Origin of the sequence: Micromonospora sp. NBC_00421 (genome assembly GCF_036017915.1) — a bacterium.
GTDB lineage: Bacteria > Actinomycetota > Actinomycetes > Mycobacteriales > Micromonosporaceae > Micromonospora.
This window is the reverse complement of sequence record NZ_CP107929.1, coordinates 2761560-2786505: the sequence shown is the minus strand read 5'-3', so window position 1 is coordinate 2786505 and position 24946 is coordinate 2761560. Positions and strand designations below refer to the sequence as shown.

General features: G+C 72.3%; 28 protein-coding genes and 1 pseudogene. 17 read left to right on the top strand and 12 right to left on the bottom strand.

Features of this window, described 5'->3' with window-relative positions:
• The first annotated feature begins 51 nt into the window (after window positions 1-51).
• On the top strand, window positions 52-1590 hold the full coding sequence (locus OHQ87_RS12115; protein ID WP_328347888.1) for a ricin-type beta-trefoil lectin domain protein: 1539 nt from the start codon (window positions 52-54) through the stop codon (window positions 1588-1590).
• Window positions 1591-1709: 119 nt separating this feature from the next.
• The gene (locus tag OHQ87_RS12110; protein WP_328347886.1) at window positions 1710-2510 is read left to right on the top strand and encodes an alpha/beta hydrolase; all 801 of its coding nucleotides are present in this window, start codon (window positions 1710-1712) and stop codon (window positions 2508-2510) included.
• 68 nt (window positions 2511-2578) lie between these two features.
• Here the strand turns inward: OHQ87_RS12110 and OHQ87_RS12105 are convergent, their stop codons facing one another.
• Window positions 2579-2944 (bottom strand): hypothetical protein, encoded by a 366-nt coding sequence (locus tag OHQ87_RS12105; protein ID WP_328347884.1) that lies wholly within the window; start codon window positions 2942-2944, stop codon window positions 2579-2581.
• A gap of 18 nt (window positions 2945-2962) precedes the next feature.
• On the opposite strand from OHQ87_RS12105, the gene OHQ87_RS12100 reads away from it, so the two are divergent.
• Together OHQ87_RS12100 and OHQ87_RS12095 are read left to right on the top strand one after the other, a co-directional pair.
• Entirely contained in the window at window positions 2963-3427 is a 465-nt protein-coding gene (locus OHQ87_RS12100) for a TetR/AcrR family transcriptional regulator (RefSeq protein WP_328348823.1), read from the top strand.
• A gap of 24 nt (window positions 3428-3451) precedes the next feature.
• The gene (locus tag OHQ87_RS12095) at window positions 3452-4321 is read left to right on the top strand and encodes an LLM class F420-dependent oxidoreductase (RefSeq protein ID WP_328347882.1); all 870 of its coding nucleotides are present in this window, start codon (window positions 3452-3454) and stop codon (window positions 4319-4321) included.
• Window positions 4322-4477: 156 nt separating this feature from the next.
• Here the strand turns inward: OHQ87_RS12095 and OHQ87_RS12090 are convergent, their stop codons facing one another.
• A complete protein-coding gene (locus OHQ87_RS12090) occupies window positions 4478-6127 on the bottom strand; it encodes an amidase (RefSeq protein ID WP_328347880.1) in 1650 nt (549 codons plus the stop codon).
• Window positions 6127-6426, bottom strand: coding sequence for a hypothetical protein (locus OHQ87_RS12085; protein ID WP_328347878.1), 300 nt, complete (start codon window positions 6424-6426; stop codon window positions 6127-6129). Before OHQ87_RS12085 ends, OHQ87_RS12090 begins: the two co-directional genes overlap by 1 nt.
• 232 nt (window positions 6427-6658) lie before the next feature.
• Between OHQ87_RS12085 and OHQ87_RS12080 the strand changes: the two genes are divergently transcribed.
• The 6 genes from OHQ87_RS12080 (at window position 6659) to OHQ87_RS12055 (ending at window position 13280) form a co-directional block, all read left to right on the top strand.
• Window positions 6659-7939, top strand: coding sequence for an MFS transporter (locus OHQ87_RS12080; protein ID WP_328347877.1), 1281 nt, complete (start codon window positions 6659-6661; stop codon window positions 7937-7939).
• A gap of 349 nt (window positions 7940-8288) precedes the next feature.
• Window positions 8289-8462 carry a hypothetical protein gene (locus tag OHQ87_RS12075; RefSeq protein WP_328347875.1) on the top strand — a complete coding sequence of 58 codons (174 nt, stop codon included), beginning with the start codon at window positions 8289-8291 and terminating at the stop codon, window positions 8460-8462.
• Window positions 8459-9481 (top strand): glycosyltransferase family 4 protein, encoded by a 1023-nt coding sequence (locus tag OHQ87_RS12070; RefSeq protein WP_328347874.1) that lies wholly within the window; start codon window positions 8459-8461, stop codon window positions 9479-9481. The genes OHQ87_RS12075 and OHQ87_RS12070 overlap by 4 nt, the downstream gene beginning before the upstream one ends.
• A gap of 123 nt (window positions 9482-9604) precedes the next feature.
• A complete protein-coding gene (locus OHQ87_RS12065) occupies window positions 9605-10741 on the top strand; it encodes a glycosyltransferase (protein WP_328347873.1) in 1137 nt (378 codons plus the stop codon).
• Window positions 10738-11802, top strand: coding sequence for a glycosyltransferase (locus tag OHQ87_RS12060; RefSeq protein WP_328347872.1), 1065 nt, complete (start codon window positions 10738-10740; stop codon window positions 11800-11802). Before OHQ87_RS12065 ends, OHQ87_RS12060 begins: the two co-directional genes overlap by 4 nt.
• Window positions 11799-13280 (top strand): glycoside hydrolase family 130 protein, encoded by a 1482-nt coding sequence (locus OHQ87_RS12055; RefSeq protein WP_328347870.1) that lies wholly within the window; start codon window positions 11799-11801, stop codon window positions 13278-13280. The genes OHQ87_RS12060 and OHQ87_RS12055 overlap by 4 nt, the downstream gene beginning before the upstream one ends.
• A 264-nt stretch (window positions 13281-13544) precedes the next feature.
• Here the strand turns inward: OHQ87_RS12055 and OHQ87_RS12050 are convergent, their stop codons facing one another.
• The 5 genes from OHQ87_RS12050 to OHQ87_RS12030 form a co-directional block, all read right to left on the bottom strand.
• Window positions 13545-14165, bottom strand: coding sequence for a GNAT family N-acetyltransferase (locus OHQ87_RS12050; RefSeq protein WP_328347868.1), 621 nt, complete (start codon window positions 14163-14165; stop codon window positions 13545-13547).
• Window positions 14166-14170: 5 nt separating this feature from the next.
• The gene (locus OHQ87_RS12045; RefSeq protein WP_328347866.1) at window positions 14171-14827 is read right to left on the bottom strand and encodes a GNAT family N-acetyltransferase; all 657 of its coding nucleotides are present in this window, start codon (window positions 14825-14827) and stop codon (window positions 14171-14173) included.
• Between the two features lie 17 nt (window positions 14828-14844).
• A complete protein-coding gene (locus OHQ87_RS12040; RefSeq protein ID WP_328347865.1) occupies window positions 14845-16338 on the bottom strand; it encodes an APC family permease in 1494 nt (497 codons plus the stop codon).
• A 39-nt stretch (window positions 16339-16377) separates the two neighbouring features.
• On the bottom strand, window positions 16378-17307 hold the full coding sequence (locus tag OHQ87_RS12035; protein WP_328347863.1) for a CPBP family intramembrane glutamic endopeptidase: 930 nt from the start codon (window positions 17305-17307) through the stop codon (window positions 16378-16380).
• 65 nt (window positions 17308-17372) lie between these two features.
• Window positions 17373-17549, bottom strand: a complete 177-nt coding sequence (locus OHQ87_RS12030; RefSeq protein ID WP_328347861.1) for a hypothetical protein — start codon at window positions 17547-17549, stop codon at window positions 17373-17375.
• On the opposite strand from OHQ87_RS12030, the gene OHQ87_RS12025 reads away from it, so the two are divergent.
• Window positions 17536-17703: a hypothetical protein gene (locus OHQ87_RS12025; protein WP_328347860.1), complete on the top strand. Its 168-nt coding sequence runs from the start codon at window positions 17536-17538 to the stop codon at window positions 17701-17703. The two genes, OHQ87_RS12030 and OHQ87_RS12025, sit on opposite strands and share 14 nt — an antisense overlap.
• A gap of 24 nt (window positions 17704-17727) precedes the next feature.
• Here OHQ87_RS12025 and OHQ87_RS12020 read toward each other — a convergent pair whose 3' ends face one another.
• Genes OHQ87_RS12020 through OHQ87_RS12010 form a run of 3 tightly spaced genes read right to left on the bottom strand, consistent with a single transcriptional unit; the run spans window position 17728 to window position 18967 of the window.
• On the bottom strand, window positions 17728-18465 hold the full coding sequence (locus tag OHQ87_RS12020) for a GOLPH3/VPS74 family protein (RefSeq protein ID WP_328347858.1): 738 nt from the start codon (window positions 18463-18465) through the stop codon (window positions 17728-17730).
• Window positions 18462-18692 (bottom strand): hypothetical protein, encoded by a 231-nt coding sequence (locus OHQ87_RS12015; protein ID WP_328347856.1) that lies wholly within the window; start codon window positions 18690-18692, stop codon window positions 18462-18464. Before OHQ87_RS12015 ends, OHQ87_RS12020 begins: the two co-directional genes overlap by 4 nt.
• The gene (locus OHQ87_RS12010; protein ID WP_328347854.1) at window positions 18689-18967 is read right to left on the bottom strand and encodes a hypothetical protein; all 279 of its coding nucleotides are present in this window, start codon (window positions 18965-18967) and stop codon (window positions 18689-18691) included. The genes OHQ87_RS12015 and OHQ87_RS12010 overlap by 4 nt, the downstream gene beginning before the upstream one ends.
• A 597-nt stretch (window positions 18968-19564) precedes the next feature.
• Here OHQ87_RS12010 and OHQ87_RS12005 point away from each other — a divergent pair.
• The 6 genes and pseudogenes from OHQ87_RS12005 to OHQ87_RS31350 all read left to right on the top strand — a co-directional run.
• Entirely contained in the window at window positions 19565-20794 is a 1230-nt protein-coding gene (locus OHQ87_RS12005; protein WP_328347852.1) for a helix-turn-helix domain-containing protein, read from the top strand.
• A 107-nt stretch (window positions 20795-20901) separates the two neighbouring features.
• Window positions 20902-21441: a GNAT family N-acetyltransferase gene (locus tag OHQ87_RS12000; protein WP_328347850.1), complete on the top strand. Its 540-nt coding sequence runs from the start codon at window positions 20902-20904 to the stop codon at window positions 21439-21441.
• A gap of 404 nt (window positions 21442-21845) precedes the next feature.
• On the top strand, window positions 21846-22268 hold the full coding sequence (locus OHQ87_RS11995) for a glycine-rich domain-containing protein (protein ID WP_328347848.1): 423 nt from the start codon (window positions 21846-21848) through the stop codon (window positions 22266-22268).
• Window positions 22269-22343: 75 nt separating this feature from the next.
• A complete protein-coding gene (locus OHQ87_RS11990) occupies window positions 22344-23180 on the top strand; it encodes a hypothetical protein (protein WP_328347846.1) in 837 nt (278 codons plus the stop codon).
• Window positions 23181-23329: 149 nt separating this feature from the next.
• Window positions 23330-23767: a hypothetical protein gene (locus OHQ87_RS11985; protein ID WP_328347844.1), complete on the top strand. Its 438-nt coding sequence runs from the start codon at window positions 23330-23332 to the stop codon at window positions 23765-23767.
• Between the two features lie 122 nt (window positions 23768-23889).
• Window positions 23890-24207, top strand: a pseudogene (locus OHQ87_RS31350) (VOC family protein); the annotation flags it as partial.
• A 143-nt stretch (window positions 24208-24350) separates the two neighbouring features.
• On the opposite strand, the gene OHQ87_RS11980 reads toward OHQ87_RS31350, so the two are convergent.
• Window positions 24351-24911: a hypothetical protein gene (locus OHQ87_RS11980; protein ID WP_328347842.1), complete on the bottom strand. Its 561-nt coding sequence runs from the start codon at window positions 24909-24911 to the stop codon at window positions 24351-24353.
• Window positions 24912-24946: the final 35 nt, after the last annotated feature.

Sequence of the window (24946 nt, the reverse complement as noted above, 5' to 3'; positions counted from 1 at the left end):
TTGTTGCCTGAGAGCGCTCTCACATCTGTCGAAACCCTTGGAGGGTGCAGAATGATCCGTCACCTGGGTGCCGTTCTCGGGGCCGCGACGCTTGTCGGCACGCTGGCCGCCGCGCCGGCCGGGGCCGCGCCGATCGGCGCACCACCCGCCCCGGTCGTACCGGCCGCTGTCGACCCGTCCGCCGGACTCCCCGCCGGGCAGCGGGCTGCGCTGCGTCGGGACCTCGGGCTGACCGACGAGCAGCTCCGCCTCCGCACGGTCGTCGAGGCCGGTGCACCGTCGACCGTGCGTCGGCTCCAGGCCGAGCTGGGCACCGCGTACGGCGGGTCCTGGATCGCGGCGGACGGGAGCACCCTGGTGGTCGGGGTGACCACGGCCGCCGACGCCGCCCGGGTCCGCCGTGCCGGCGCCCACCCGCAACTGGTCCGGCGGAGCCTGGCCGAACTGGACCGGGCCAGGACCACCCTCGACCGGGCGGCCGGCCTGGCCGGCCCGGCCGTGCACTCGTGGTATGTGGACCAGGCGAGCAACAGTGTGGTGATCCAGGCCGCCGGCACCGCCCCGGCCCGGGCGTTCGCCCAGGCCACCGGCACCGCCGACGCGGCCCGTCCGGTCGCTGTCGCGCAGCCGTACCGCCCGGTCTACGACATCCGGGGCGGCGACCAGTACGTCATCAACAACAACGTGCTCTGCTCGGTCGGCTTCGCCGTCGCCGGTGGCTTCGTCACCGCCGGGCACTGCGGCGGGGCGGGCAGCACCACGAGCGGCAGCGGCGTCGCGCAGGGCACCTTCCGGGGCTCGTCCTTCCCGGGTAACGACTACGCCTGGGTGCAGACCAACTCCTCGTGGGTGGCCACGCCCACGGTGAACACCTACAACGGCGGCACGACCTCGGTGGCCGGTTCGGCGGAGGCGGCCGTCGGCAGTTCGGTCTGCCGGTCCGGCCGGACCACCGGCTGGCGGTGCGGCACGATCACCGCCCGGGACGTCACGGTCAACTACTCCGGTTCCCTGGTGTACGGCCTGGTGGCGAGCAGCGCGTGCGCCCAGCCCGGCGACTCCGGCGGCGCGTTCGTCTCCGGCAACCAGGCGCAGGGCGTCACCTCCGGCGCGGGTGGCGACTGCAACTCCGGTGGCACCACGGTCTACCAGCCGGTCAACGAGATCCTCGGCGCGTACGGGCTGTCGCTGACCACCACCGGCGGTGGCGGGGCCGGCCAGCTCGTCGGGTACGCCGGCAAGTGCATCGACGTGCCCAACTCCAACGGCGTCGACGGTCAGTACCTGCAACTGTGGACCTGCAACGGCACCGACGCCCAACGCTGGACCTTCGCCGGCGACGGCACGGTCCGGGCGCTCGGGCTGTGCATGGACGTGGCCTGGGGCTCGACCGCCAACGGGGCGGTCGTCCAACTGGCCAGGTGCAGCGGCAACCCGGCCCAGCAGTTCGTCCTCAGCGGGGCCGGTGACCTGGTCAATCCGCAGGCCAACAAGTGTGTCGACGTGCAGGGCGCGAACAGCGCGGACGGTGCCCGGCTGGTCATCTGGGAGTGCACCGGCGGGGCCAACCAGAAGTGGCGGCGCGGCTGACCGACCCGGGCGCGGGGCGGGCTACGACCGGGTCGCCCGCCCGCGCGCCGTCGGTGCCACCGGTTAGCATTGCCGGAGCGTCGCGTGCCGGTGGCGGACGGATCGTCAGGCATGGAGGCGTGGTAGCGAAAGGTGGCACTGCCATCTCGCCAGCCCAGGCAACAATCTCCGAGCGGATCACGGTCTATCCGGCCGACGACCGTTTCACAGGCCCCCGGCCGGCCGTACTGGTCCTCCCCGGCGGCCGCTTCCGGGAGCTTCCCCCGCACGAGGGTGAGGGCTATGCCCGCTGGCTGGCCGGCATCGGGCTGCACGCCTTCGTCCTCGAATACCGGCTGTTGCCCGACCGGTTCCCCGCACCGTTGCAGGACGCCCGAGCCGCGCTGGCCTATGCCAGACACGGCGCCCACGGGCTCGACACCGGTCCGGTCGGCGTCATCGGCTCCAGCGCCGGCGGGCAGTTGGCCGGGCTGCTGATGACCGGCACGGTGCTGTCGATCGAGACCGGCGTCGTCGACCCGCCGCGCCCGGACTTCGCGATCCTGGCGTACGCCCTGGCCGACCTGGATCTGCTTCCCCCGCCGGCGGTCGAGGGGCTGCTGGGCGAGCTGATCCCGATCAAGGACGAGCTGTCACCGGCCAGGCAGGTGGACTCGACGGTGTGCCCGACGTTCGTGTGGGCGGCCGCCCAGGACCCGCCGGGGGTCCCCAACGCCCTGGAGTGGGCCCGGGTGCTCGTGGCCGCCGGGGTACCTGTCGAACTGCACATCTACCCGCGCGGCGGCCACGGCATCGGGCTGGCCGACGGCGTCGCGTACGGGGGCCGGAGCCACCCCTTCATCGCCCACGACCCGCACACGGCGACCTGGACCGACGCGTGTGAGGCGTGGCTGCGGGCCGAGGGTTTCCTGACGCCCTGACCGGCCCGTTCCCCGGGGCGGGGAACCGCGCCAGACGCGCCGTGGGACGCCCGGACACTGTGGACCCGTCAGGTCGGTGAGGTGGTGCGGTCGGGGGTGGGGTGGGGGCCGCCGGGCAGCCGGTCCCGGCAGAAGTCCCGGAACGACCGGGGTGGGCGGCCGGTCACGTCCGCGACGGTGCTTGTGGTCCGGTCCTCCGCGCCGGCCGCGATCGCCGTGTCCAGGCTCGCGAGGAACCGGGCGAAGTCGGGCGGCAGGCCGTTGACCTCGTGGTACGCCGTGAGTTCTGCCGCGCTGACGGCCCGGTGCCGGACCGGTCGGCCGCCGGTGTCGGTGAGGACGGCGGCGACGTCGGCGTAGCTCAGGCGCTCGGGGCCGGTGACGAGGTGCTCGGTGTCGTGTGACGTCGGGTCGGTGAGGGCGCGGACCGCCACCTCGGCGATGTCGGCCGGATCGACGAAGCCGCCGACGCGGCACGAAATCAGGCGGCCGTACTGGCCGCCGCAGGTCGGTTGTTCGATGCCGCGACCGACCCCGACCAGGTCTCGATGGACGACATCGCCGCCGCCGCCGGAGTGGGCAAGGGCACGCTGTTCCGCCGCTTCGGCGACCGGATGGGGCTGCTCCGGGCCCTGTACGCGCAGCGCGGCGACCAGTTGCGGGCGGCGCTGACCACCGGGTCGTACGAGCAGTGGCACGTCCTGCTGGTTGCTCTGGTCACCGAGGCGCGCGGCCCCGAGTCGGCGGACTACCTGGCCCACGCTCTGTTGGCGGCCGTCCGCAGCGACCTGGTGGAACACCTGCGGGACTGGCCCGACGAGCGCTGGGAGGCGGGGTTGGCCGCCCTGACCCGCGCGGTGCTGGACGGTGACGCGTCGCCGACGGCAGCCGGGGCGGACGGCCCCGTACGCCACTAGGATCGGTGCGGAGGTGGGCGAGGCATGAGACTCGGACTGCACTACTGGAACTACTCGACCCCGGCCGATCCGGCGGCGATCGCACCGACCCTGATCGAGACCGCGACGATCGCGGAAGAGGCCGGGGTCGCGTCGTTCACCGTGATGGACCACTACTTCCAGATGGAGGCGATGGCCCCGGCCGAGGAGCCGATGCTGGAGGCGTACACGACGCTGGGTTTCGTCGCGGCGCGGACCTCGCGGATGACGCTCGGTGTGCTGGTCACCGGCGTGATATACCGCTACCCGGGGCTGCTCGCCAAGATCGTGACCACCCTGGACGTGCTCTCCGGCGGCCGGGCCCGGCTCGGCATCGGCGCGTCCTGGTACGAGCGCGAGCAGCACGGCCTCGGGGTGCCGGTGGTGCCGGTGGCCGAGCGGTTCGAACGGCTGGAGGAGACGCTGCGGATCTGCAAGCAGATGTGGAGCGACGACAACGGGCCGTTCGAGGGTCGGCACTACCGGCTGGCCGAGACGCTCAACTCGCCGCAGCCGCTGCGACGGCCCCACCCGCCCATCATGATCGGCGGCAGCGGCGAGAAGAAGACCCTGCTGCTGGTGGCCAGGTACGCCGACGCCTGCAACCTGTTCGGCAGCAGCCCCGCCGAGGTGGCGCACAAGCTCGACGTGCTGCGCGGGCACTGCGCCGCCGAGGGCCGCGACTACGACGCCATCGACAAGACGGTGATCGTGATGCGACCGCCGCTGGCCGACGTGGACGGATTCCTTGCCGAGGTGACCGCGTATGCCGCGCTCGGGGTGACCGAGGTGCAGGTCACCCCGGACCGGCACCCGGTGGAGTTCACCCGGCGGGTCGCCGACGAGGTGCTGCCGAAGCTGACCACGATCGGCTGAGATCGGTCGCCATCGGTCGACCTGGCCCGCCGGGTGCCGCTGCCGGCGATCCGGCCGGGCGGGATGCGCTGGTGGCGGCACGTCCGCCCGCCGGCTGTGGTCCGCCGCCGGGTGCCGTCCGCCCGCCGGTGAGCCGGCGGGCGGACGACCTGACGGTCACTGGCTGAGCTGGGCTACCTCGTCGGCGGAGAGCCGCAGGCCGGCGGGGGCCGCGCTGCGCCCCACCACCGACGGTGCGGCCGGTGGGTTGGCCGGTCGCCGCAGGTGCCAGTCGGTGACCGCCTGGTAGGCGGCGACCACCGACAACAGCCGGTCCTCGCCGTACGGCAGGCCGCCGAGGATGGTGCCGATCGGCAGGCCCGCGCCGGTGAACCCGATCGGGAAGCCGATCTCGGGCAGGCCGAGGATGTCGAACGGCACCGGGCCGGTCTGCACCACCACGTCGCAGCCGGCGAAGAGCTGGTCGAGCACCCGTTCCATCAACAGCAGCTTGGCCCGCTGGCCGGTGATGAACTCACCGCTGCCCAGCAGCGCGCCCTGCAACCAGCCGGTCACCGACACCCCGAAGCCACGCAGGTCGGTACGCAGGTAGGGCATGAAGGGCTCGGTGCGCTCCGGCAGCCGTACGTTGTTGAAAGCGCTGCCGGTGAGCAGGTCCCACTCGTCGGGCAGCGGCACGTCGACCACCGTCGCGCCGGTGATCGCGGCGAGCTTCGCCAGGTACGCCTGCCGGGCCAGCGCGGTCTCCGAGGTGCCGGCGGTGAAGCCGGGCAACACCCCGATCCGGGTCTTCCACCGCAGCTTGAGCTTGCCGCCCTGGTAGGTCGGGGTGGCCGCGTCGATCAGCTTCGGCACCTCGGGCAGACCCTGGCTGCGCGGGTCGGCCGGGTCCTCGCCGGCCATCGCGGTGAGCATGATGGCCGCGTCCTTGGCGTCGCGGGCCAGTGGGCCGGGGTGGTCGCGGGTGTAGCTGAGCGGGATGATCCCGTGCAGCGACACCCGGCCCATCGTCGGCTTGAGCCCGGTGAGGTTCTGCGCGTTGGACGGCGCGGTGATCGAGCCACCGGTCTGGGTGCCGGTGCCGGACGCGGCGAGCCGTGCCGCCACGGCGGTGGCGGTGCCGGTGGACGACCCGCCCGGGTCGGTGCGCGGGTCGGCGGGGGTCCAGGCGTTGACCGTGGTGACCACCCCGGCGGGGGTGGTGGCCCGGGTGGTGGCCAGCGGGCCCATCTGGGTCTTGCCCAGCACGATCGCCCCGCCGCCGGTGACCAGCCGGGTCACCGCCGTGGCGTCGTACGGTGGCCGGAAGTCGGCGAACAGGTACGAGCTGGCGGTGGTCGGCACCCCGGCGGTGTAGTAGTTGTCCTTGATGGCCAGCGGGATGCCGTGCAACGCGCCCCGGTGTGGCTTCTTCGCCATCGCCCGGGCCGCCTTGACCGCCTGGTCGGCGAGCACCAGGTTGAACGCCTGGTAGGTCGGCTCGTACGTGGAGATCCGGGCCAGGTACGCCTCGACCAGCTTCTCGGGGGTGAGCTTGCCTGCCCGGATCAGCCAGGCCGCCTCGGCGACGGTCAGCTCGGTCGGGTCGGCCACCGCCTCCGGACGCGGCTTGACGTAGGCGTTCGGCACGGCCAGCGCGGGATTGTAGCGACCAACCGGAACGGCCGATGTTCGGGTGCTGCCGGCCGCCGAGGCCACGGCGGGCAGCCCGACGACGCCGCCGACGGCCGAGGCGGTGGCCAGCGCGGCGGTCCGGGCGAGGAAGGCGCGACGGTCGACGCCGCGGTCGGCAGGTGCTGTGCTCATCACTTCCGCCATTCCGTGCTGATCGAGGGGTAGAGCATCGGCGCGGGCTGCTGGGACAACGCCTTCGCCACGGCCGGGTCGGTGCCGGCAGGGGCGGGCAGCTGGTAGGCGGCGAGCGTGCCCACCGTGCTGCGGACGAAGGAGCGCAGCGAGGCCAGGACGGAGTCCCGGCCGGGGGAGCCGGTCTGCGGGTCGGCGGTGGTGCCGGGCGGGAGCTGGTCGAGATCGACGCCGAGCGACGCGAGCCGGGCGCGGATGAGGACGTCCAGCTCGGCGTCGGTCGGTGGGGTGGGGGCCATGACGCTCCTTGAGGGGTGGGCGACGATGACCCACTGTCGAGCCGGATCGTGTCACGGGCGTGACAAGTTGATCTCGACGCGGTGAAGCCACGCAGGTCAATGCCGCTGTGAGACCTCTCGACGTCGGCCGGCCCAGCCTCCGCCATCGACAGATCGATCCGCCGTACCCCGCCGGCCGACGTTGTTGGTTAGGGTGCGCGGGTCGGTCACGCGTCTGCTCCAGAGGGAGATCATGTTCGCCCCGCTGCGGTACGCCGCCTTCCGATACCTGGCCGCCGGCCGGCTGGTCAACATGGTGGGCAACGCGGTCGCCCCGGTCGCGCTGGCCTTCGCCGTGCTCGACCTGACCGGGTCGGTGCGGGACCTGGGCCTGGTCGTCGGCGCGCGATCGCTGATGAACGTGCTGTTCGTGCTCTTCGGCGGCGTGCTGGCCGACCGGGTCCCGCGTCGGCTGGTGCTGGTCGGCTCCAACCTGCTCGGTGCGCTGACCCAGGCCACGGTGGCCACCCTGGTCCTCACCGGCACGGCGACGATCCCTCTGCTGCTGGCGCTCGGTGCGGCCAACGGGGTAGTGAGCGCACTGGCCCAACCCGCATCGGCCGCCGTGACACCGCAGACCGTGCCGGCGGAGCTGATCCAGCCCGCGAACGCGATCCTCCGGCTCGGCATGAACACCGGCATGATCGGCGGCGCGGCGCTCGGCGGCCTGCTGGTCGCCGCGGTCGGGCCCGGCTGGGGTCTCGCCGTCGACGCGTTCACCTTCGCCGTCGCGGCGGTGGCCTTCACCGGGGTCCGGGTCCCCGCCGCGCGGGCCGGCGCCGCCCGGATGGGCATCGTCGCCGATCTGCGGGAGGGGTGGTCCGAGTTCGTCGCGCGGACCTGGGTCTGGGTGGTCGTGCTCGGCTTCATGGTGCTCAACGGGGCGCTCGCCGGTGGGGTGAACGTGCTCGGTCCGGCCGTCGCCGACGGCACGATCGGCCGCAGCGGCTGGGGCCTGGTGCTGGCGGCGCAGACCGTCGGGATGGTCGTCGGCGGCGTCGTCGCGCTGCGCATCCGGGTACGCCGACTGCTGCTGCTCGGGGTGGCCTGCATGTTCGCCGAGTCGGCGCTCCTGCTGGGGCTGGCCCTGAAACCGACCATCGGGGTGCTGGTGGCGGCCGGGGTGACGGTCGGGATCGCCGTGGAGCAGTTCTCGGTGGCCTGGGAGACGTCGATCGCGCAGCACATCCCGGCCGACCGGCTGGCCCGGGTCTACTCGTACGACATGTTGGGTTCGTTCGTGGCCATCCCGCTGGGCCAGGTGACGGTCGGGCCGGTCGCTGCGGCGATCGGCACCCGCGACACGCTGCTGATCCTCGCGGCGGCGGTCGCGCTGGCCGTGCTGGGCATGCTGGCCAGTCGGGACGTCCGCCGGTTGGAGGCGGGGGGCGACGCCCGACCCACCGCCACCCCGTCACCCGGATCGGGTGACGGCGCGACGACCGGATCCGCCGAACCGGCCGCCTCCGCCTGACACGGACGGAGTGTCCAGGCACCTGTCGGGTCACCCGGGGCGGTGGTTCGCCGGCCACCATGGTGTCTTCCTGCCGGATGAGGCGTACGGTGGCGTTGTCGCTCGGGTCCCCGGTGGCCCCGCCAGTTCGCCGTAGCCGGCCTGACGGGCCTGATCCATGATGATCACCGCGACGACGTCCTCCGCGTTCCGGCCGCCCGGCGGCCGGCACCGTCGTCACGCGGACCTGTCACCCCGCCCCCGCCCGGCCGGCCGACGTGACACCCGTACCAGCGAGGACGGCCGTCACGCCCCCTTCCGCACGCCGAAGGGTCCACGAACACCCCACGGCTTCATGAGGGAGCACCCGATGAGGATCGCCAGGCACCGGATCGTCGAAGCCCTACGGGAGCGGGGCCAGCCGGCCAGAGCCACCTGGGTCGAACGGGAACTACCGGAGTGGGTCGACCCGGCCAAGCACGTCGGTCTCCTCGCGACCCTGCGACTCGATCCGGCCGCGCTCGCCGACGCGCCGTCCCCGTGAGACTGGCCCTGCTCGGGCCGGTCGCCTGGCGGACCCCGCCGCACCACTACGGCCCCTGGGAGCAGGTGACCGGCCTGCTCGCCGAGGGCCTGACCACCCGCGGCGTGGACGTGACCCTCTTCGCGACGCTGGACTCGGTCACCTCCGCCGCTCTCGACGGGGTGTGCCCCCGCGGGTACGCCGACGACCCGTCGATGGACGGACGGGTCTGGGAGGCGATGCACGTCTCCCACGCGTTCGCCCGCGCGGCGGAGTTCGACCTGGTGCACAGCCACCTCGACTGGTTGCCGCTCGCCTTCGCCGAGCACTGCCGCGCACCGCTGCTCACCACAGTCCACGGTTTCTCCGGCGCCGGCATCCTGCCCGCGTACGCCCGGGCCCGCTCGTCGTACGTGTCGATCTCCGACGCGGACCGGGCCGCCGGGCTCGACTACGTCGCGACCGTGCACCACGGGGTGGACCTCACCGCGCTGCCGTTCAGCCCGCAGGCCGGCCCGGGGCTGGTCGTCTTCGGCCGGATCCACCCGGACAAGGGCACCCACACCGCCATCGAGATCGCCCGGCTGGCCGGCCGGCCCCTGACCATCTGCGGCATCGTGCAGGACGAGCGGTACTTCGCCGAACAGGTGGCCCCGCACATCGACGGCGAACAGGTCGTCTTCCTCGGCTCGGTGGGCCCCCGCCGCCGCGCGGAGATCCTCGGCGTCAGCGCCGCCCTGCTCCACCCGATCGCCTTCGACGAGCCGTTCGGACTGTCGGTGGTGGAGTCGATGGCGTGCGGCACACCCGTCGTGGCGTTCGCGCGGGGATCGATGCCGGAGGTCGTCGACGAGGGGGTCACCGGGTCGCTCGTGCACACCGTCGCGCAGGCCGCCGCCGCAGTCGCCGGGATCGGGCGAATCGACCGGGCCGGCTGCCGGGAACGGGCCCGGCTGCGCTTCGGCGCGGACCGGATGGTCACCGACTACCTGGCCGTCTACGAACAGCTCATCGGCTCGCCCCGGCGCGGAAGGCGCTGACCGGCCGACGTCCGCCGCCCGGCCGGCCCCCGCGCCCGGCCACCCTGTTCTCCCGGCGACACCCGCCGGCCCGCGTCGCGCCCGTCACCCCGGGCCGCGGCCGACAATCGGAAGGCCAGACCCATGCCCCGCTACGGTTTCCTCAGCACCCACCCACCGACCCGGTGCGGCCTGGCCACCTTCAACGCCGCGCTGGCCGCGCACCTGACCGGGGGCGGCGCACCCGGCGTCGTCCGGGTCACCGACGGCACCGACGACCAGGGGGCCACCCCGCCCGGCGTGGTGCACACCTGGTCGGCGCGGACCCCGGGTGGCTGGCGGGAAGCCGCCGCCGCCCTGAACACCTACGACATCGCCGTCGTCCAGCACGAGTACGGCATCTATCCGGGCGTCGACGGCCGGGACCTCCTGCCGCTGCTGCGCCGGCTCGACGTGCCGAGCATCGTGGTCCTGCACACCGTGTTGCGTCAGCCCACCCCCCGGCAGAGGTCCCTGCTGGAGCAGATCGTCGCCGAGGCGGCGGCGGTCGTCACGATGACCGACACCGCCCGGGACCGGCTGCTCGTCGGTTACGCCGTGGACCCGACCAGGGTCACCGTCATCCCGCACGGCACCGCCGACCCGGTCGGCGGGTCCGGCCCGCGCCGCACCCGCCCGCACCTGCTCACCTGGGGGTTGCTCGGCCCCGGCAAGGGCATCGAGTGGTCGTTGCGGGCGCTGGCCCGGTTGCAGGACCTGGAACCGACCCCCACCTTCACCGTCGCGGGCCGCACCCACCCCAAGGTGATCGAGCAGCAGGGCGAGCGTTACCGGGCGGGCCTGCACCAACTCGGCGCGCAACTGGGTGTCGCGCACACCGTGGACTACCAGGCGGTCTACCACGACTCGGCCACGCTCGGCGCGCTGATCCGCTCCGCCGACGTGGTCCTGCTCCCGTACGACTCCCGCGAGCAGGTCACCTCCGGCGTGCTCGTCGAGGCGGTGGCCGCCGGGATTCCCGTCGTGGCCACCCCGTTCCCGCACGCCGTGGAGCTGCTCACCGGCGGGCCCGGTCTTGTCGTACCCTATGCGGACCCGACGGCCCTGGCGACGGCGGTCCGGCGCATCCTGACGGAGTCGGGCCTGGCGGCCCGACTCGCCGGCCGCCGTCGACCGGTGGCCGCCGAGCTGCGCTGGCCGGCGGTGGCGGCCCGGTACGCGGCCCTCGCCGACCGGCTCACCGCCACCGGGCCGCCCGTGGTCAGCGGGGTGTCGGCGTGACCGCGACCGTCGGCCGGGCCGGTCCACCGGCCGGCAGCCCGTCCGCCGCCCACCGAGCGGCCACGCCCGCACCGAGCTTCGCCCACCTCGCCCGGTTGAGCGACGACACCGGGCTGTTCGAACACGCCCGGCACGCCATCGTGCGGCGGCGGCACGGCTACTGCACCGACGACGTCGCCCGCGGCCTCGTCGTCACCAGCCGTGAGCCGGAGCCGACCGGCGCGGTGCTCCGGCTCGCGGAGTGCTACCTCGCCTTCCTGACCCACGCGCAGAACTCCCGGGGCGCCTTCCACAACCGGCTCGGCCTCGACCGGCACTGGGCCGACCAGCCCGGCCTCGGCGACTGGTGGGGACGGGCGCTGTGGGGGCTGGGCACCGCGGTGGCCCGCAGCCCGGCACCCTGGATCCGGGAGGAGGCGCTGGTCGCCTTCAGCACGGGAGCCGTGCGTCGCAGCCCGGCCCCGCACGCCATGGCCTTCGCCGCGCTCGGTGCCGTCGAGGTGCTGCGCCGTCACCCCAGCCACGCGGTCGCCGCCGCGCTGCTGTCCGACGCGGCCACCTCGATCGGTGCTCCGCCGGCCGATCCGGGCTGGTCCTGGCCGCAGCCGCGGCTGAGCTACGCCAGTGCGGCTCTCGCCGAGGTCGTGATCGCGGCCAGCCAGCTACGGCACGACGGACCGCTGCTCGACAACGGCCTGCGGATGCTGGCCTGGCTGCGCGACGTCCAACTGCGCGACGGGCGGCTGTCGGTGGTGCCGGCCGGCGGTTGGGAACGTGGCGCGGTGCGGCTGCGCCACGACCAGCAGCCGCTCGAGGTGGCCGCCTTCGCCGACGCCTGTGCCACCGCCGCCACCGTCACCGGTGACGCCGGCTGGGAGACCGGTGTGCGGCAGGCCGTCGGGTGGTTCCTCGGTGACAACGACGTCGGCACCCCGATGTGGGACCCGGCCACCGGCGGTGGCTACGACGGGTTGACCCGGCACGGACCCAACCTCAACCAGGGTGCCGAGTCGACCCTCGCGCTCATCTCCACCCTGCAGCACGCCCGGCGGTGGTCGTGACCGGACCCCCGGTCGTCCGGCGGGACCTCACCCTGCGCCCCGACCCGGGCCGGGTCGTCGTCAGGCTCTTCGTCCCCGGCGAGGACGCGGCCGTGGCCCGCACCCGGGCGCAGGCGCTCATCGACCGGATCTGCCGACTCGACGCCGAGGAGACCGACCGGCTGCTGCGGGACGCCCGGCACCGTTTCGGCGACCGGCACCGGGACCTGGACCGCACCTTCCACCACCACCACGACCTGGTCCGGCACCGGGCCTCCCGGTCCCGGGACCTGGACCCGGCGACCCGCCTGCTGGTCGGCGCCTACTTCAGCCACGAGTACGCGGTGGAGTCCGCCGCGTTGTGCAACCCGTCCATGGTGGTCCACCCCGACCAGGGCGGGCTGGCGGCGGGTCAGCTCCGGGTCGCGATCAGCCTGCGCCAGATCGGCGAGGGGCACCTGTCGTCGATCGGGTTCGCCGACGCCGTGCTCGGGCCCGGCGACCAGTTGACCGTCGACGCCCGGCCCGGCCCGCTGACAGTGGGCCGGCGGGTTCCGCTGCGGCACCGCCGCGATCTGCTCGCCGCCGGGCTCGCCGAGATCGACTGCGACGACGAGGTGTCCGCCACCGTGCTGGACGCCCTGCCCGCCCGCTACGACGAGGCCCTGCTCGACCGGGTCATCGCCGACCTGCCGGCCGACCTGCTGTCCCGGAGCACCGCCCCGGCCACCGTCGCCCACCTGAGACGGGCCGGTTCGGCCAGCTACGCCGTCGAGTTCCCCGCCGACAGCCGACTGCCGCAACGGGTGCTCTGGCCGGCCACCCCGGACGAGCGGAACGGGATGGAGGACGCCCGGTTCGTCAGGTTCGTCGACGAGTCGGGACCGGTGTACCGGGCCACCTACACCGCGTACGACGGGCAACGCATCGCCACCCGGGCCCTGAGCAGCACCGACCTGCGACGCTTCGAGATCACCCCGATGCGTGGTCCGGGCGTCCGCAACAAGGGGGTCGCGCTGTTTCCCCGTACGGTCGGCGGCCGGCACCTCGCGCTGTGCCGTGCCGACGGGGAGACCATCGGCCTGACCAGCCTGGACGGCGACAACCGGTGGCAGCGGCCGGTAGCACTGCACGCCCCCCGCCGGGGCTGGGAGCTGATCCAGGTCGGCAACTGCGGTTCACCCGTCGAGACGGACGCGGGATGGCTCGTGCTCACCCACGGTGTCGGCCCGATGCGCCGGTACGCCATCGGCGCGCTCCTGCTCGACCTGCACCGCCCGGAGCGGGTCGTCGCCGAACTGCCCGGCGCGCTGCTGGCCCCCGACGAGACCGAGCGCGACGGGTACGTGCCGAACGTCGTCTACTCCTGCGGCGCGCTCGTGCACGCCGGCCTGCTCTGGCTGCCGTACGGGGCCAGCGACGCCCGGGTCGGTTTCGCGACCGTACCGGTGGCCGCGCTCGTCGCGGCGATGGTCGAACCCGCGCTGCCGCCCGGTTGACGCCGGACGGTGGCGTCAACGGTGCCGGGGTGGTGCCCGGGTCGCCGAACGGGGCGATGTCGGCGGTGTGCCACCAGGAGGTACGAGAAGAGACCGGATCGTCGCCCGGTCACCAGCTCGTGGGCGGCGAGCAGGTCACCGGTGCGCGCGTCGATGACGAGGGTGACGGAGGACCTGTCGGCGGTGACCCTGTAGGCGAGGCCCGGACGCCGGGCGAACGTGCCGGGGCCGTCGCCGCGCGGCGACGGCCCCGGGGCCGGGCGGTCAGGTGGATGGCCCTGCTGCGGTCGTTTTGTCGGTGGCCGGGTGGCTGTGGCCGGTGCGGTGCAGGGGCCAGAGCCGGGGCCCGCTGGGCAGGTGCAGCGGCAGGCCGGCCCGGTAGCCGTGGCCGCGCAGGAAGTCCCGGGTCGCCTCCGTCGTCACGACCGTGTCGTAGGGGTCGCCGAGCTGGTCGGCACGGTGGTGGTGCTGGTCGAGCAGGTGTCCGCCGATGCCCTGTCTCCGTCGGGTGGGGGTGACGTGGAGCCGGGACAGCCAGTGGTGCGGTGCGTCGGATCGGTAGCTGCGGACGAGTGTGTGGAGCTGCCGGAAGCGGGGCAGCGCGCGGCCGGCGAAGACGTCCAGGTGGTGGTCGGTGAGCACGGCGGTGTCGGGGAGGGGGTGGCGGTGCCATACCGCGACTGCGGTCAGGTCGAGGGGGACGTCGACGTGGCCCCACTCGATGGCGTGGTCGATCTCCATGGCCAGCAGGCCGTGGAAGACGGTCTGCCGCTCGGCGGGGTCGGGCACCAGCCATTCGGCGACGGGGTCGTCGGTGATGGCCTCGACGAGTAGGGCGGTGATCGTGGGTACGTCGCCGGGTTGCGCGTGCCGGATCTCGGCCATCGGGTTCACCGGGTCGACCGGCGGGGCTGCGGGGCGGGTGGGAACGGTGACCGGCCGGTGGGGGTCTGTCGGCCGCGCCACATGCGCCAGATCGGTAGGCCGTCGGTGGGCAGGATCAGTGGTGGGCCGGCGGTGTAGCCGAGCCGGCGGTAGAGCTGCCGGTTGCGGGTGTTGCTGGCCTCCAGGTATGCCGGCAGGCCCAGTTTGTCGAGATGCCGGTGGTGGTGGTGGAGCAGGGCCGCGCCGATGCCCCGGTTCTGCTGTTCCGGGTCGACGGCGATGTACGCGAGGTAGTGGTGTGGCTCGTCGGGGTGGAAGGCGTCGAACATCGTCTCCATCAGGGTGAACTTCGGCGCGTAGCGGCCGGTGGCGCGTTCCAGGGCTTCCTGGCGTTCCCGGGTGTGGACCTGGGGTGGGTCGAGCCGGGGGTACCAGATGGCCACGGCGGACAGGTCGGCGGTGGTGTCGACGTGGCCGTGCGCCAGGCCGTGGTGGAACATCTCGCTGAAGTAGCGGTAGTAGACCAGGCGGCGGTCGGCGGGGTCGGGGATCAGCCAGTCGGCGACGGGTCCGTCGTGGAATGCCTCGGCGAGGACAGCGATCAGCGGCCCGGCGTTCTCAGGTGTCGCTCGTCGTACGGTGACGGTGCTGGTGTTGGTCATGGTCGCTCCGGTGGGTGTCAGGCCGGTTGGTGGGCGGCGTCGGGGGTGCGTGTGGGCAGGGTGTGGCTGTCCGCGCCCAAGCCGATGGCGGCGTAGACGGGCGGGTTGGTGGTGCGTAGGGTCAGCGCCCAGACCGCGCCGAGGAGCGCGGCGGCGGCGTAGGTGGCGGGGAAGAGCCAGCGCAGCGGGGAGTGCGGGTCGACGCCGAGCAGGGTGTCGAACTCGCGGATGGTGACGGCGAGGATCGCGCCCAGCGCCAGCGTGGCGGTCAGCGGGGCGATCGTGGCCCGCCAGTGGCCTTCGTGGTGGGTGGTGCGGGTGAAGTAGCCGACGACGGCGGCGGAGGTGACGGTCATCAGGATCAGGACGCCGAGTCCGCCGGTGACGGTGACCCAGAAGAACAGGTGCACGATCGGGTCGGCGTCGGCTGCCGCGTAGCCGACTCCGACGGCGAGCGCGAGGCCGCTCTGGGTCATCGAGCCGACCTTCGGCGCACCCGTGCGCCGGCTGGTGCGGCCGAAGGCTGCGGGGACGACCCGTTCCCGGCCGAGGGCGAACAGGTAGCGGGCCACGGTGTGGTGGAAGCTGAGCAGGGCGGCGAACAGGCTGGTGATGAAGAGGACCCGGCCGATGGTCACGACGCTCGCGCCGAGGTGCGGGGAGACCAGGTGGAAGATGAGGTCCGTGCCGTCGGCGCGGGCGGCGTCGACGATCCGGTCCGGGCCGGTGGCGACGGACATCGCCCAGGCGGACAGGCCGTAGAGCAGGCCGGTGACCGTCACGGCGAGGTAGGTGGCGCGGGCGACGGTGCGGCGCGGGTCCTTCGTCTCCTCGGAGAACACCACCGTCCCCTCGAAGCCGACGAACCCGGTGATCGCGGTGACCAGCGCCGCGCCGATCCCGGCGGCGAGGACGTGCGTCGGGGCGAGGGTGTCGACGCTGACGGTCCCGGCGGCGGGGTGGGTGACCATGACGGCGTCGAAGACGACCACCACCGCGCACTCGGCGATCAGCATGACGGCCAGCACCGCACCGTTGAGGTCGATGCGCAGCACCCCGAGGACCGCTACCGCCGCCCAGGCGGCCAGGGCGCACAGCCACCAAGCGACGGCCCACCCGTACCGGTCGTGGAGGAACTGGGCGAGGACCGCACCGAAGCCGCCGTACAGGCCGATCTGCATGGCGTTGTACGCCAGCAGCGCGACGGCTGCGGCGGCGACGCCGGCCGGGCGGCCGAGTCCCCGGGTGACGTAGGTGTAGAACGCTCCGGCGTTGACGATGTGTCGGGACATCGCCACGTAGCCGACCGTAAACAGCGCGAGCACGGCGGCGACCACGAGGTACGCCACCGGGATGCCGGTGACGCCGGTGACGGCGTACCCGGTGGTCGCGCCTCCGGCGACGACGGTCAGCGGCGCGGCGGCGGCGATCACGAAGAACACGACGGCGGGGATGCCGAGTCGGCCGCGTGCCAGGGTCGCGGAGATGGTGTCGGGTGGGATGGGGGACATGGGCTCTCTCTTCCGCGCGGGAGGGTGGGGCGGGACGGGCTAGGCGGTGGGGTGGGGCGGGAACAGGGCGGCGGGTGCGACGGCGGCCAGGACGCGGGTCACGGAGGCGTAGGCGAGGACGCCGATGGCCTGGGCGGCGGCGAGCTGCCAGGGCGCACCGGCCAGGTTCGCGGCCGGGTCGTTGCCGCTGACGGCGGCGGCGACGGGCAGGATGGTGCCGTTGTAGGCGAGGTGGAAGGCGATGCCGGCTTCGAGCCCGCCGGTGCGGACGGTGAGCCAGCCGAGCGCGACGCCGATCGTGAAGGTCGCCGCCAATCCTGCCGTGGTGCCGGCACCGTGGAGCGCGGCGAACAGGGCGGCCTGGACGGTGATGCCGGGCCACGGTGAGCGGCAGAACCAGCCGACGCTCTGCATGAGGACGCCCCGGCTGAGGTACTCCTCGGTGCCGACCTGCCCGACCATGAGCGCCCCGACGACGGCGAGGGTGCCCAGGTAGGGGCCGATGCCCACCCACGGCGGCCCCGCATCCGACGGTGGTGCGGAGGCCGAGGTCGTGACCCCGACGACCCCGACGAGGAGGGACAGCGCGGCGATGGGCGCGGCGGCGGCCAGGCAGACGGCCAGCCACCGCCAGCGGAGGCGACCAGCGACGCTGCTGACCGTGCCGGCGGGCCGGCGTTCGACCCAGCGGACCGTCAGCAGGACCAGCGGCAGCGCGGCGGCGATCCCGGCGAACGACCACGCCAACGCGGTGTTCCCACCCAACACCGGAAGCGACGGCAACGACCGGCCCACGACGGCAGTGACCCCCATGGTGGTCACGACCAGGGCCAGCGCCACCGCGACGGCCAGTGGTGGACGCCACCACGCGGTGACCCACGGCCGGGCCATCCGGTGGTAGTCCATGGCGGAAGACCGCGCCACCACACCGGTGCCCGGTGCGGGTGGACGGAGAACGGGAACAGGCATGCGTGGCGCTCCATGGGGCTACACAGGACGGAACGGGAGAGGGAAACGGGGTCACGGTTGGCGGGTCAGGTCGGACCTCCGGTCAGGACTGACGCCTCGATGAACAACCCGATCAACTGCCGGAGCAGGTGACCCAGCGGGGCCGACGGGTCCGCCACGGCCGGGCCGGCGACGTAGGCCACCCGCACGGCGAGGGCCCCCACAGCGGCGGCTGCGACCAGCAGAACGGTGCCGACACCCACCCGTACCGTCGAACGGCGGGCCCTGCTGGTGGACGCCGATGATGGAGTGGCGCTGCGCGGGTCATCGAAGCTCTCTCTGATCGGTGACGTGCTGCTGCGGCAGGCGATGGGGCCGGCCCGGCGCGCACCTGCCCGCCGTGCCGCCCGGACGTGACCGGCGTCGGTGACCCGAGCGTGTTCAGGTGCGGTGGCTCAGCACCGCCGCGCCCACGGCGGCACCGAGTTCGGCGAGCAGGCCGGGCCAGGGCGGCCACAGTTGCTCGACCAGGAGGCTCAGGTAGTCGCGGGCGACCCAGGAGGCACCGTCGAGCAGCGCCAGGTCCAGTTGGGTGTGCACGACCAGGCCGGCGAGCAGGACGTCGTGCTCGTGGAGGCCGCGGCGGTTGCGGAGCTGTTGGGACAGCCGGGCCCAGGGCCAGGCGGCGGCGTTCATGTCCGTCGGCACGGCCCCGGTGCGCCGTCGCCACCACGGGCCGGTCGTCTGCTCGCGCAGCAGACCGGCCTGCGTCATCCGGTGGGTGACCTGTTCGTCGGCGGTGGTGGCGAGGTACGACAGCCACTGCCGGACGGGGGTGTCCTGCGGTTCGGTGAGCATCCGGTCGAGGATCTTGTGTTGCAGCCAGTCCGCCGGGGTGGGGCCGTCCCGCCAGACGTGGACCGCGCCCCGGGAGAAGCTGATCCGCCCGGCGTAGTGCAGCTCCATGAGCAGCCCGGCGGCCAGCCCGAGGGACAACGCGGTGCGGAACAGGCGCGGCTGCCCGGTCCGATCGTCGTGGGCGAGGAAGTGGAAGTCGTTGGCGATCAGCGGCGGCGGACGGTGGGCGGTGGCGACCGCGCGGGCCGGCGGGTGGGCGGGGGCGGGTTCGTGGTGGACGGGCCGGGTGTGCTCGTCGCCGACGGCGGGGGAGGGGTTCACCGCTGCTGGCCTTCCTGGGTCGGATCGTCGGATGGGTCGAGGAGGCCGTGACGTTCGAGGAGGCCACGGCCGATCGGGTGGTGACGCAGCTCCTCGACGGCCCAGCGGTGCTGCGCGCACCCGTCGTCGCGGCACTCGAAGCAGGTGCGGCCGAGGTGGCCCAGGACCGTCCTGCGGGCCGAGTCGTACCGGGCGCCGGGGTGGACGCTCTCGTGGGCGCCGGTCATCGTGCGCTGCCGTAACGACGCAGCGCGGTGATGCGGACCCGCAGTTCCAGGCAGGGCGGGTGCTGCTCCACGTGCGGGTACTCGCACTGCGGACGGTGGCCGAGGACCCACATCCACTCGTCACTGAGATGCGCGAGGTCGGTGCGCAGCCGCACCAGGACGACATCGACGTGAGTGCCGGGCATCAGGTCGCGGCCGAAGGACCAGTCGTCGCCGTCGAGTTGCAGCAGGGTGCCGGGGGCGACCCGGGGCGGGGGAAGGCTGCTGCCGGTCATGCGCGTGGCCACCAACGCCAGCGACGCCGCCTCGGCCGGGCCGGGGCCTGCGCCGGGATGCTGAGGCCGGCCCAGAATCGGCGGTTGACGCGCGCCACGTCCTGGGCCGTGGCCTCGTCGGTTCGGCTCCAACCGCCCTTGTGACCGTAGAGCGTGGCCGGGCCCTCCCGATCGATACCGAACGGCTGGTACGGCTGCCCGTCCCGAGGAACGAACCACTTGATGCGGGTCAACGCCATCACCTTTCTTTGTGGAATCAAAGAGTTGACTGTTCTCGACAGCCGGCCGCGAACGCCCGACCAGAGGGCTCAGGGACCGCCGCGTAGGGGGATGGGGTACGACCCTGCGCTCGTATCGTGGGTGGGAGTCGTCCCGCACGCGTGTTCGTCGCCCAGTAAGGCACCGTCACGGGAGGGGCTTGTTGCGCCAGGTCCGAGGTATGCGCCGGCGAGATGTCGAGTCGGGCAAGAATGGCTCGCTCCCCCAGGAGTAAGGTTCGGCTTCATGCTCCTAGGCTTCCGATGGCGCGTCACGGCGTCGACACCTTGGGTGTCGCCCAAAATCAACTGAGCGAGTAGGCGACAGGAGGGGCGATCTGTGGCGGCTTCACCGAGCGCCGCGCGACCGTCGTTCGGCGCCCAGTTGCGGCTTATGCGGGCCGAGCATGCCTGGTCGCTCCGCGATCTCGCTGGACGCATCACCTACAACCGTGGCTACATCGGCAAGGTGGAGCAGGGCGAGAAGTTCCCGGACCGACAGTTCGCACAGCGAGCCGACCAGGCTCTTGGCGCGCGGGGTACCCTCATTGAGGCTTGGGAGGATGAAGCGAGGGAACGGCACGAGACCGAGCGGACGGGCCGGCTACTGACGGCCTCCGTCAAGGACTCCCTCCGGCTGCTCACCGCCGTCGAAGAGCATCATGACCTGGCCGAGATCGGCGATGGCGTGAACGGACTGGCGGTGGCCTACCTCGGAACGTCACCCGGCCCGATGCTGCAAGATGCCGTCGAGCTGCGTAGTGAGGTGCTGCAACGGTTGCGCGACCGCCACTACGCCCCGCACGAAATCAAGGATCTCTATCTCCTCCTGGGTCGGCTGCAAGGCGTACTGGCTTATGCTGCCCTTGACCTGGGAAGCGCTAACGTGGCCATGACCCACGCAGAAGCCGCCTGGATCTGCGCTGAGCATGCCGGAGATAACGAACTGCGCGTATGGACACGCGGCACCCAGAGCCTGATCGCGCGTTTTCGGGGGGACTACGCCCACGCCTTGGACTACGTGCACGACGGACTGCGCTACAGGGCAAGGGGCACCGGCCGGATACGGTTGCTATGCGGGGTGGCTCAGTGCCATGCGAATCTTGGTGATTCCGCAGGCGCGAACCGCTCACTTGACCTGGCTCTGACGGAGCGGGAAGAGCTCTCCAGTACGGATTCTGTGGATGGCCTTTTCGGCTTCTCTCTTGCTAAGCAGCACTACTACGCGGGGAGCAGCCTGATCTGGCTGGCTGGTGGGTCGGACGCGGAGCGGGCTGTCCGAGAGGCGGGGAGGGCGATTGCCCTGTGGGAGAAGGAGCCCTCGGAAAGAAGATCCTTGGACGACGAGGCACTGGCCCACGTCTACCAAGCAACCGCCTTCCTGCAACTCGGGGATCTGGACTCCGCTCATGCCGCTATTCGGCCGATCCTGGATCTACCACGGGACCGTCAAATCTCGTGGATCAAGAAGCGCCTTGACCGGTTCGCTGCGATGCTCCTTGCCGAGCCCTACCGAGGGTCGAGCGCGGCGGATGACCTGTACGAAGAGATCCGCAATCTTGGCGGGTAGACGTTGGCGGAGCAGGCGCAGCGGTGAGCGTTGTAGTTGTGTGCGCCGTGCCGGCGTTGAGGCCCGCCTCGGCCGGTTTTCGGGGAGTTGATTGAGCGGGTGCGGAGGTGACTGTCACGTTTGTGCTTCGCGTTGGGGTGGCTGCCGCGTCCCTGTTCCCGGCGTTGGTCGAGCTGTATGGGGTGGTGTATGCGGAGCCGCCGTATGGGGAGGGCCCGGAGGAGGTGTCTCGGTTTGCCGACGGCCTGCCAGGTGAGGCGCAACGTCCTGGCTTCAGGCTGGTGGCGGCTCAGGATGGTGCTCTGCTGGTGGGGGCGGCGTACGGGTGGACGATGCCCGCCGGGGTGTGGTGGTCCCGTGCTGATGCGGACCCACCCGCCGAGGTGCGTGCGGCCTCGAAGTTCGCGGTGATGGAGTGGATCGTTGATCCGCGTTGGCGGGGCCGAGGGGTCGGGGCGGGGCTGATGCGTAGGCTGCTTGCTGGTCGGGCGGAGGGGTACGCCACTCTGGCATCGAATCCTCGCTCGGATGCGCGTCAGGTGTATGCCCGTAACGGTTGGCGGCGGGTGGGTGGGTCGCGTCTCGAATGGGGGCCTGCCATGGATCTGTTGGTGCTGCCACTGGCCCACGGGCGACCCGCCCGGTAGGGCGAGTGCGTCACCGCGCCCCCCATTACCGGAGGATCGCGCGCTCTAACTGAACAGCTGACCGAGGTTGCGGCCTACGAGAAGCCTGGGACGATGTCAGCCTGACAGGCAGGGCTCCCGCCTTGCGTGCGCGCGCCAGCCCCGCCGCGTCGGCCATGAGCGGTCGCTTCGGCGGGGCCAGCGCCTCCGCGCGTCACACCAGAACCGGCCAGCACAGCATCGCCAAGTCCCGACCGTTGGAATACCCGCATGAGCATCACGCCGGCGCGGCAGAGCGATGTCGACGTCATCATGAGTTGGCGACGCGAAAGCGTCGCCTGGCTCGCAGCGAGGGGCGAGGAGCAGTGGTCCATTCCCTTCCCGCGCTCAACCCGACGACCGCCGCAAGGCGAGGAACCTCGCTGGTGTCTCCCGAGCTGTTCGCGCGGCTCACCGACCGCATCGCCAAGGATCACCCGGAGTTGCCGGCCGGCATGCCGGCACGCATCCTCGACCAGGCGCTGGCGTTCCTCGCCGCCGCCGCCGCTGCCGCCGTCACGACCACGCCGATCGGCCCCTCCGACATGGTCGACATCGGCTGGCACACCTTCCTCCTCTACACCCGCGACTACAGCGAGTTCTGCGACCGGATCGCCGGCCGGTTTATCCACCACGAGCCGGAGGACGGCAGCGAGTGGCCGACCGTCCCCGCCCGCGAGGCCGTGCCACTGGCCCGGGCCGTTGACGCCATCGCCGCCGTCGGCTACCAAATCGACCGGCCGCTGTGGCATGGCAAGGCGGACTGCACGCAGTGCCACGCCGGGTGCACCGACAGCCCGACACGCTGAGCTGAACCGCCCCCGCCGCTGCGGCGACCGTAGGCTGCATGCGTCTACGGTCGCCGCAGTCAGCGAGGGAGTGGGATGCCCGACCGCCACTGGGAGGACCTGCCAGCTACGGTTCGGCTTGCCATCGAGTCCCACACCGGCCCGGTCCGGGCAGCCCGGTCGGCGTCGACCGGTTCCGTGTCGAGCCTCGCCGCGACCCTGGAAACGGACGGCGGGCACATCTTCTGCAAGGCCATCCAGACGAGCAACCCCTTGGCCCGGATGCACCGCGCCGAGGCCCGAGTCAATCCGTGGCTACCCGACATCGCGCCCAGGCTGCGGTGGAAGGTCGAGGAGAGCGGCTGGTTGGCTCTCGGCTTCGATCACGTGCATGGTCGGCACGCTGACCTGACCCCCGGGTCCGCCGACCTGCCCGTCATCGCCGACACCCTGACCGCGCTCACGCAAGGGCTGACCCCGTGCCCGCCGGTCCGAGTTCAGGCGGCGACCAAGCGCTGGGAGGGCCGCATCGCCCCTGAGTTGGTCGACGGGGACACCCTCCTGCATACCGACGTCACACCGTTCAACTTCCTGCTCGGCACCCGGGTGCACGTCGTCGACTGGTCCATGCCGTGCCGGGGCGCGGCGTGGATCGACACCGCCCTGATGATCGTCCGACTCGTCCGAGCCGGACACAGTCCGGCGGACTCCGAAGGGTGGGCCGACCAGATTCCAGCGTGGAAGCAGGCCGCGCCCGACGCGGTCGACGCCTTCGCCGCAGCGCTCGCTGACCTGTGGGAGCTACGCCAGCAGGAAAGCCCAACGGCACCACATCGCGGGCCGCTCGCGGTAGCTGCTCGCATCTGGGCCAGTTTCAGGCTGGCAACGGTACAACGAAGGGCGGGCCAGGACTCCGTGACCCGCCCTCACTAGGTGTGCTGCCCAGTGGGTCGTTGATCGAGGGGATGCTCCCGAAGCCGACGGGACGCTCGGCCCGGAAGGGAATGGCCGGCGACGTATGATCGCCGCGAGAGCGAAGCGTCAGGCCGAGATTCCGGCACCGGTGTGGGGGAGGGGCCAGGATGTTCGGTAGGAAGAAAAAGCTCGACGATCTGATGGCGCAGCTCAGGCCCGACCTGAGTCGGGAATCGCTCGGCGTCGGGCCCGGCTTCCCGGGCGTCGCCCCGAACCCGCTCCTGAGCAGTGAGGCACGGAAACGCAATGCGGAACTGCGTACGGGGGCGCTTGCGCTCGGTGTTCTCGTCGACTGGCGGGAGGTGAACAGCAACCCTCGCGTGGTCCTGATGTTCGACGTGGAGACCGCCGACGGCATCTCGTTCCGCGGTGTCGCAGACGAAGCCCTCACGATCACCGAGCTCACCCGACTCGCCCCCGGGCAGACGTTGCCCGTGCGCTACCGGCCGGCCGTCATGGACCACTACGTCGCCCTTGCCCGGGACGCGGACCCCGCCCGTGTGCAGCAGCTCTCTGACGAGATCGCGCGCCGCAAGCGAGCCTGACCGAAGCCATCGGCCGGCTGCGGCTAGCGGACAGCCCACGGCGCGACCTCACCCACCACCGCCCTCAAGCCGGGATGCGCCAGTAGGGTACGCCGCCGGCATGGAGAGTGACCTAGCGCTTTGTGCGGCCCGGCCGGCAGGCGGTGCCAGAGTCGACACGTGATCGGACGTTTGGAGAGACGGTGCTCGACTGCCCCGATCCCAGGGCGTTCGCCGCGTTCTGCGCTGCGGTCCTGGCATGCGCATCAACGAGGACAGCGACGCCGGGGTCGTCATCGGTGACCGGGCCGGGCCAGCGCCAGTTGGCGTTCCCCCGCGTCGCGCACTACCGTGCGCCGGACTGGCCCGAATCGCGCCATCCCCAACGGTTGCATCTGAACATTCGCGTCGATGATGGCGACACGGCGGAACATCAGATCATTTCATGGGGGCCAGCCGTCTGTCGGGGCGAAATCGAGGCCGATACCGGTCTTCGCAGATTTTGCCGGCCACCCGTTCTGCCGGGTGTTCGGGCGACACCCTGGGTAACCGCTCCGGGTCGTCGATGCCAGTTGTCCACTGGTTGTTCGAAGGTGCCGGGAACTCAGTCGTGGAGCGTGACGTGGGGCAGTGGGCGGCCGGTGGCGTCGAACAACGCGGTGCCACAGTCGCAGTGCTCGTCGGCCAGGGTCTGGGTCGCCGACAGTTGCCAGAACAGCATCTCCGCGCAGTTCGGGCAGTCCAGGCTGACGAAGGTCTCCTCCGGTGCCGACCCCCAGGCCCGCACCGGGAGGCCCTGGTGGGTCAACCCGGTCAACTCGTCCCCGCCGGTCAGCGCGACCAGCACCTCGTAGGTGTCGGTGCCGTTGTCCCACACCGCGAGCGTGCAGCCGAGATGTGCCAGCACGCCGGCCAGATGATCGAGCTGGCGGATCGGGAAGTCACCGCGGCGTAGCGTCGGGTCGGCCTCGGCAGCCTGGTAGACGACGGTGGTGTCGACGTCTGTCGGCTCCGCCCCGAAGGCCCGTATCCGACCGGCCACGAACGCGGCCAACTGGCCGGGGTGCTCCTCGCCGGTCCAGTCCATCCCGAACATCACGCTGTCGACCCGGACCCCCCGGGCTCGCTCGTCGGGGGTCAGGACCAGATCTTCCAGCTCAGCCATGATGATCACGCTAGCAACCGCCGGGCGGCGCACCG

Excerpts from the sequence above, each read along its gene's own strand:
- OHQ87_RS12115 (WP_328347888.1), top strand. The coding sequence starts at position 52 with ATGATCCGTCACCTGGGTGCCGTTCTCGGGGCCGCGACGCTTGTCGGC.
- OHQ87_RS12095 (WP_328347882.1), top strand. The coding sequence starts at position 3,452 with ATGAGACTCGGACTGCACTACTGGAACTACTCGACCCCGGCCGATCCG.
- OHQ87_RS12090 (WP_328347880.1), bottom strand. The coding sequence starts at position 6,127 with ATGAGCACAGCACCTGCCGACCGCGGCGTCGACCGTCGCGCCTTCCTC.
- OHQ87_RS12085 (WP_328347878.1), bottom strand. The coding sequence starts at position 6,426 with ATGGCCCCCACCCCACCGACCGACGCCGAGCTGGACGTCCTCATCCGC.
- OHQ87_RS12080 (WP_328347877.1), top strand. The coding sequence starts at position 6,659 with ATGTTCGCCCCGCTGCGGTACGCCGCCTTCCGATACCTGGCCGCCGGC.
- OHQ87_RS12075 (WP_328347875.1), top strand. The coding sequence starts at position 8,289 with ATGAGGATCGCCAGGCACCGGATCGTCGAAGCCCTACGGGAGCGGGGC.
- OHQ87_RS12065 (WP_328347873.1), top strand. The coding sequence starts at position 9,605 with ATGCCCCGCTACGGTTTCCTCAGCACCCACCCACCGACCCGGTGCGGC.
- OHQ87_RS12050 (WP_328347868.1), bottom strand. The coding sequence starts at position 14,165 with ATGGCCGAGATCCGGCACGCGCAACCCGGCGACGTACCCACGATCACC.
- OHQ87_RS12045 (WP_328347866.1), bottom strand. The coding sequence starts at position 14,827 with ATGACCAACACCAGCACCGTCACCGTACGACGAGCGACACCTGAGAAC.
- OHQ87_RS12040 (WP_328347865.1), bottom strand. The coding sequence starts at position 16,338 with ATGTCCCCCATCCCACCCGACACCATCTCCGCGACCCTGGCACGCGGC.
- OHQ87_RS12035 (WP_328347863.1), bottom strand. The coding sequence starts at position 17,307 with ATGCCTGTTCCCGTTCTCCGTCCACCCGCACCGGGCACCGGTGTGGTG.
- OHQ87_RS12015 (WP_328347856.1), bottom strand. The coding sequence starts at position 18,692 with ATGACCGGCGCCCACGAGAGCGTCCACCCCGGCGCCCGGTACGACTCG.
- OHQ87_RS12010 (WP_328347854.1), bottom strand. The coding sequence starts at position 18,967 with ATGACCGGCAGCAGCCTTCCCCCGCCCCGGGTCGCCCCCGGCACCCTG.
- OHQ87_RS11990 (WP_328347846.1), top strand. The coding sequence starts at position 22,344 with ATGCCCGACCGCCACTGGGAGGACCTGCCAGCTACGGTTCGGCTTGCC.
- OHQ87_RS11985 (WP_328347844.1), top strand. The coding sequence starts at position 23,330 with ATGTTCGGTAGGAAGAAAAAGCTCGACGATCTGATGGCGCAGCTCAGG.
- OHQ87_RS11980 (WP_328347842.1), bottom strand. The coding sequence starts at position 24,911 with ATGGCTGAGCTGGAAGATCTGGTCCTGACCCCCGACGAGCGAGCCCGG.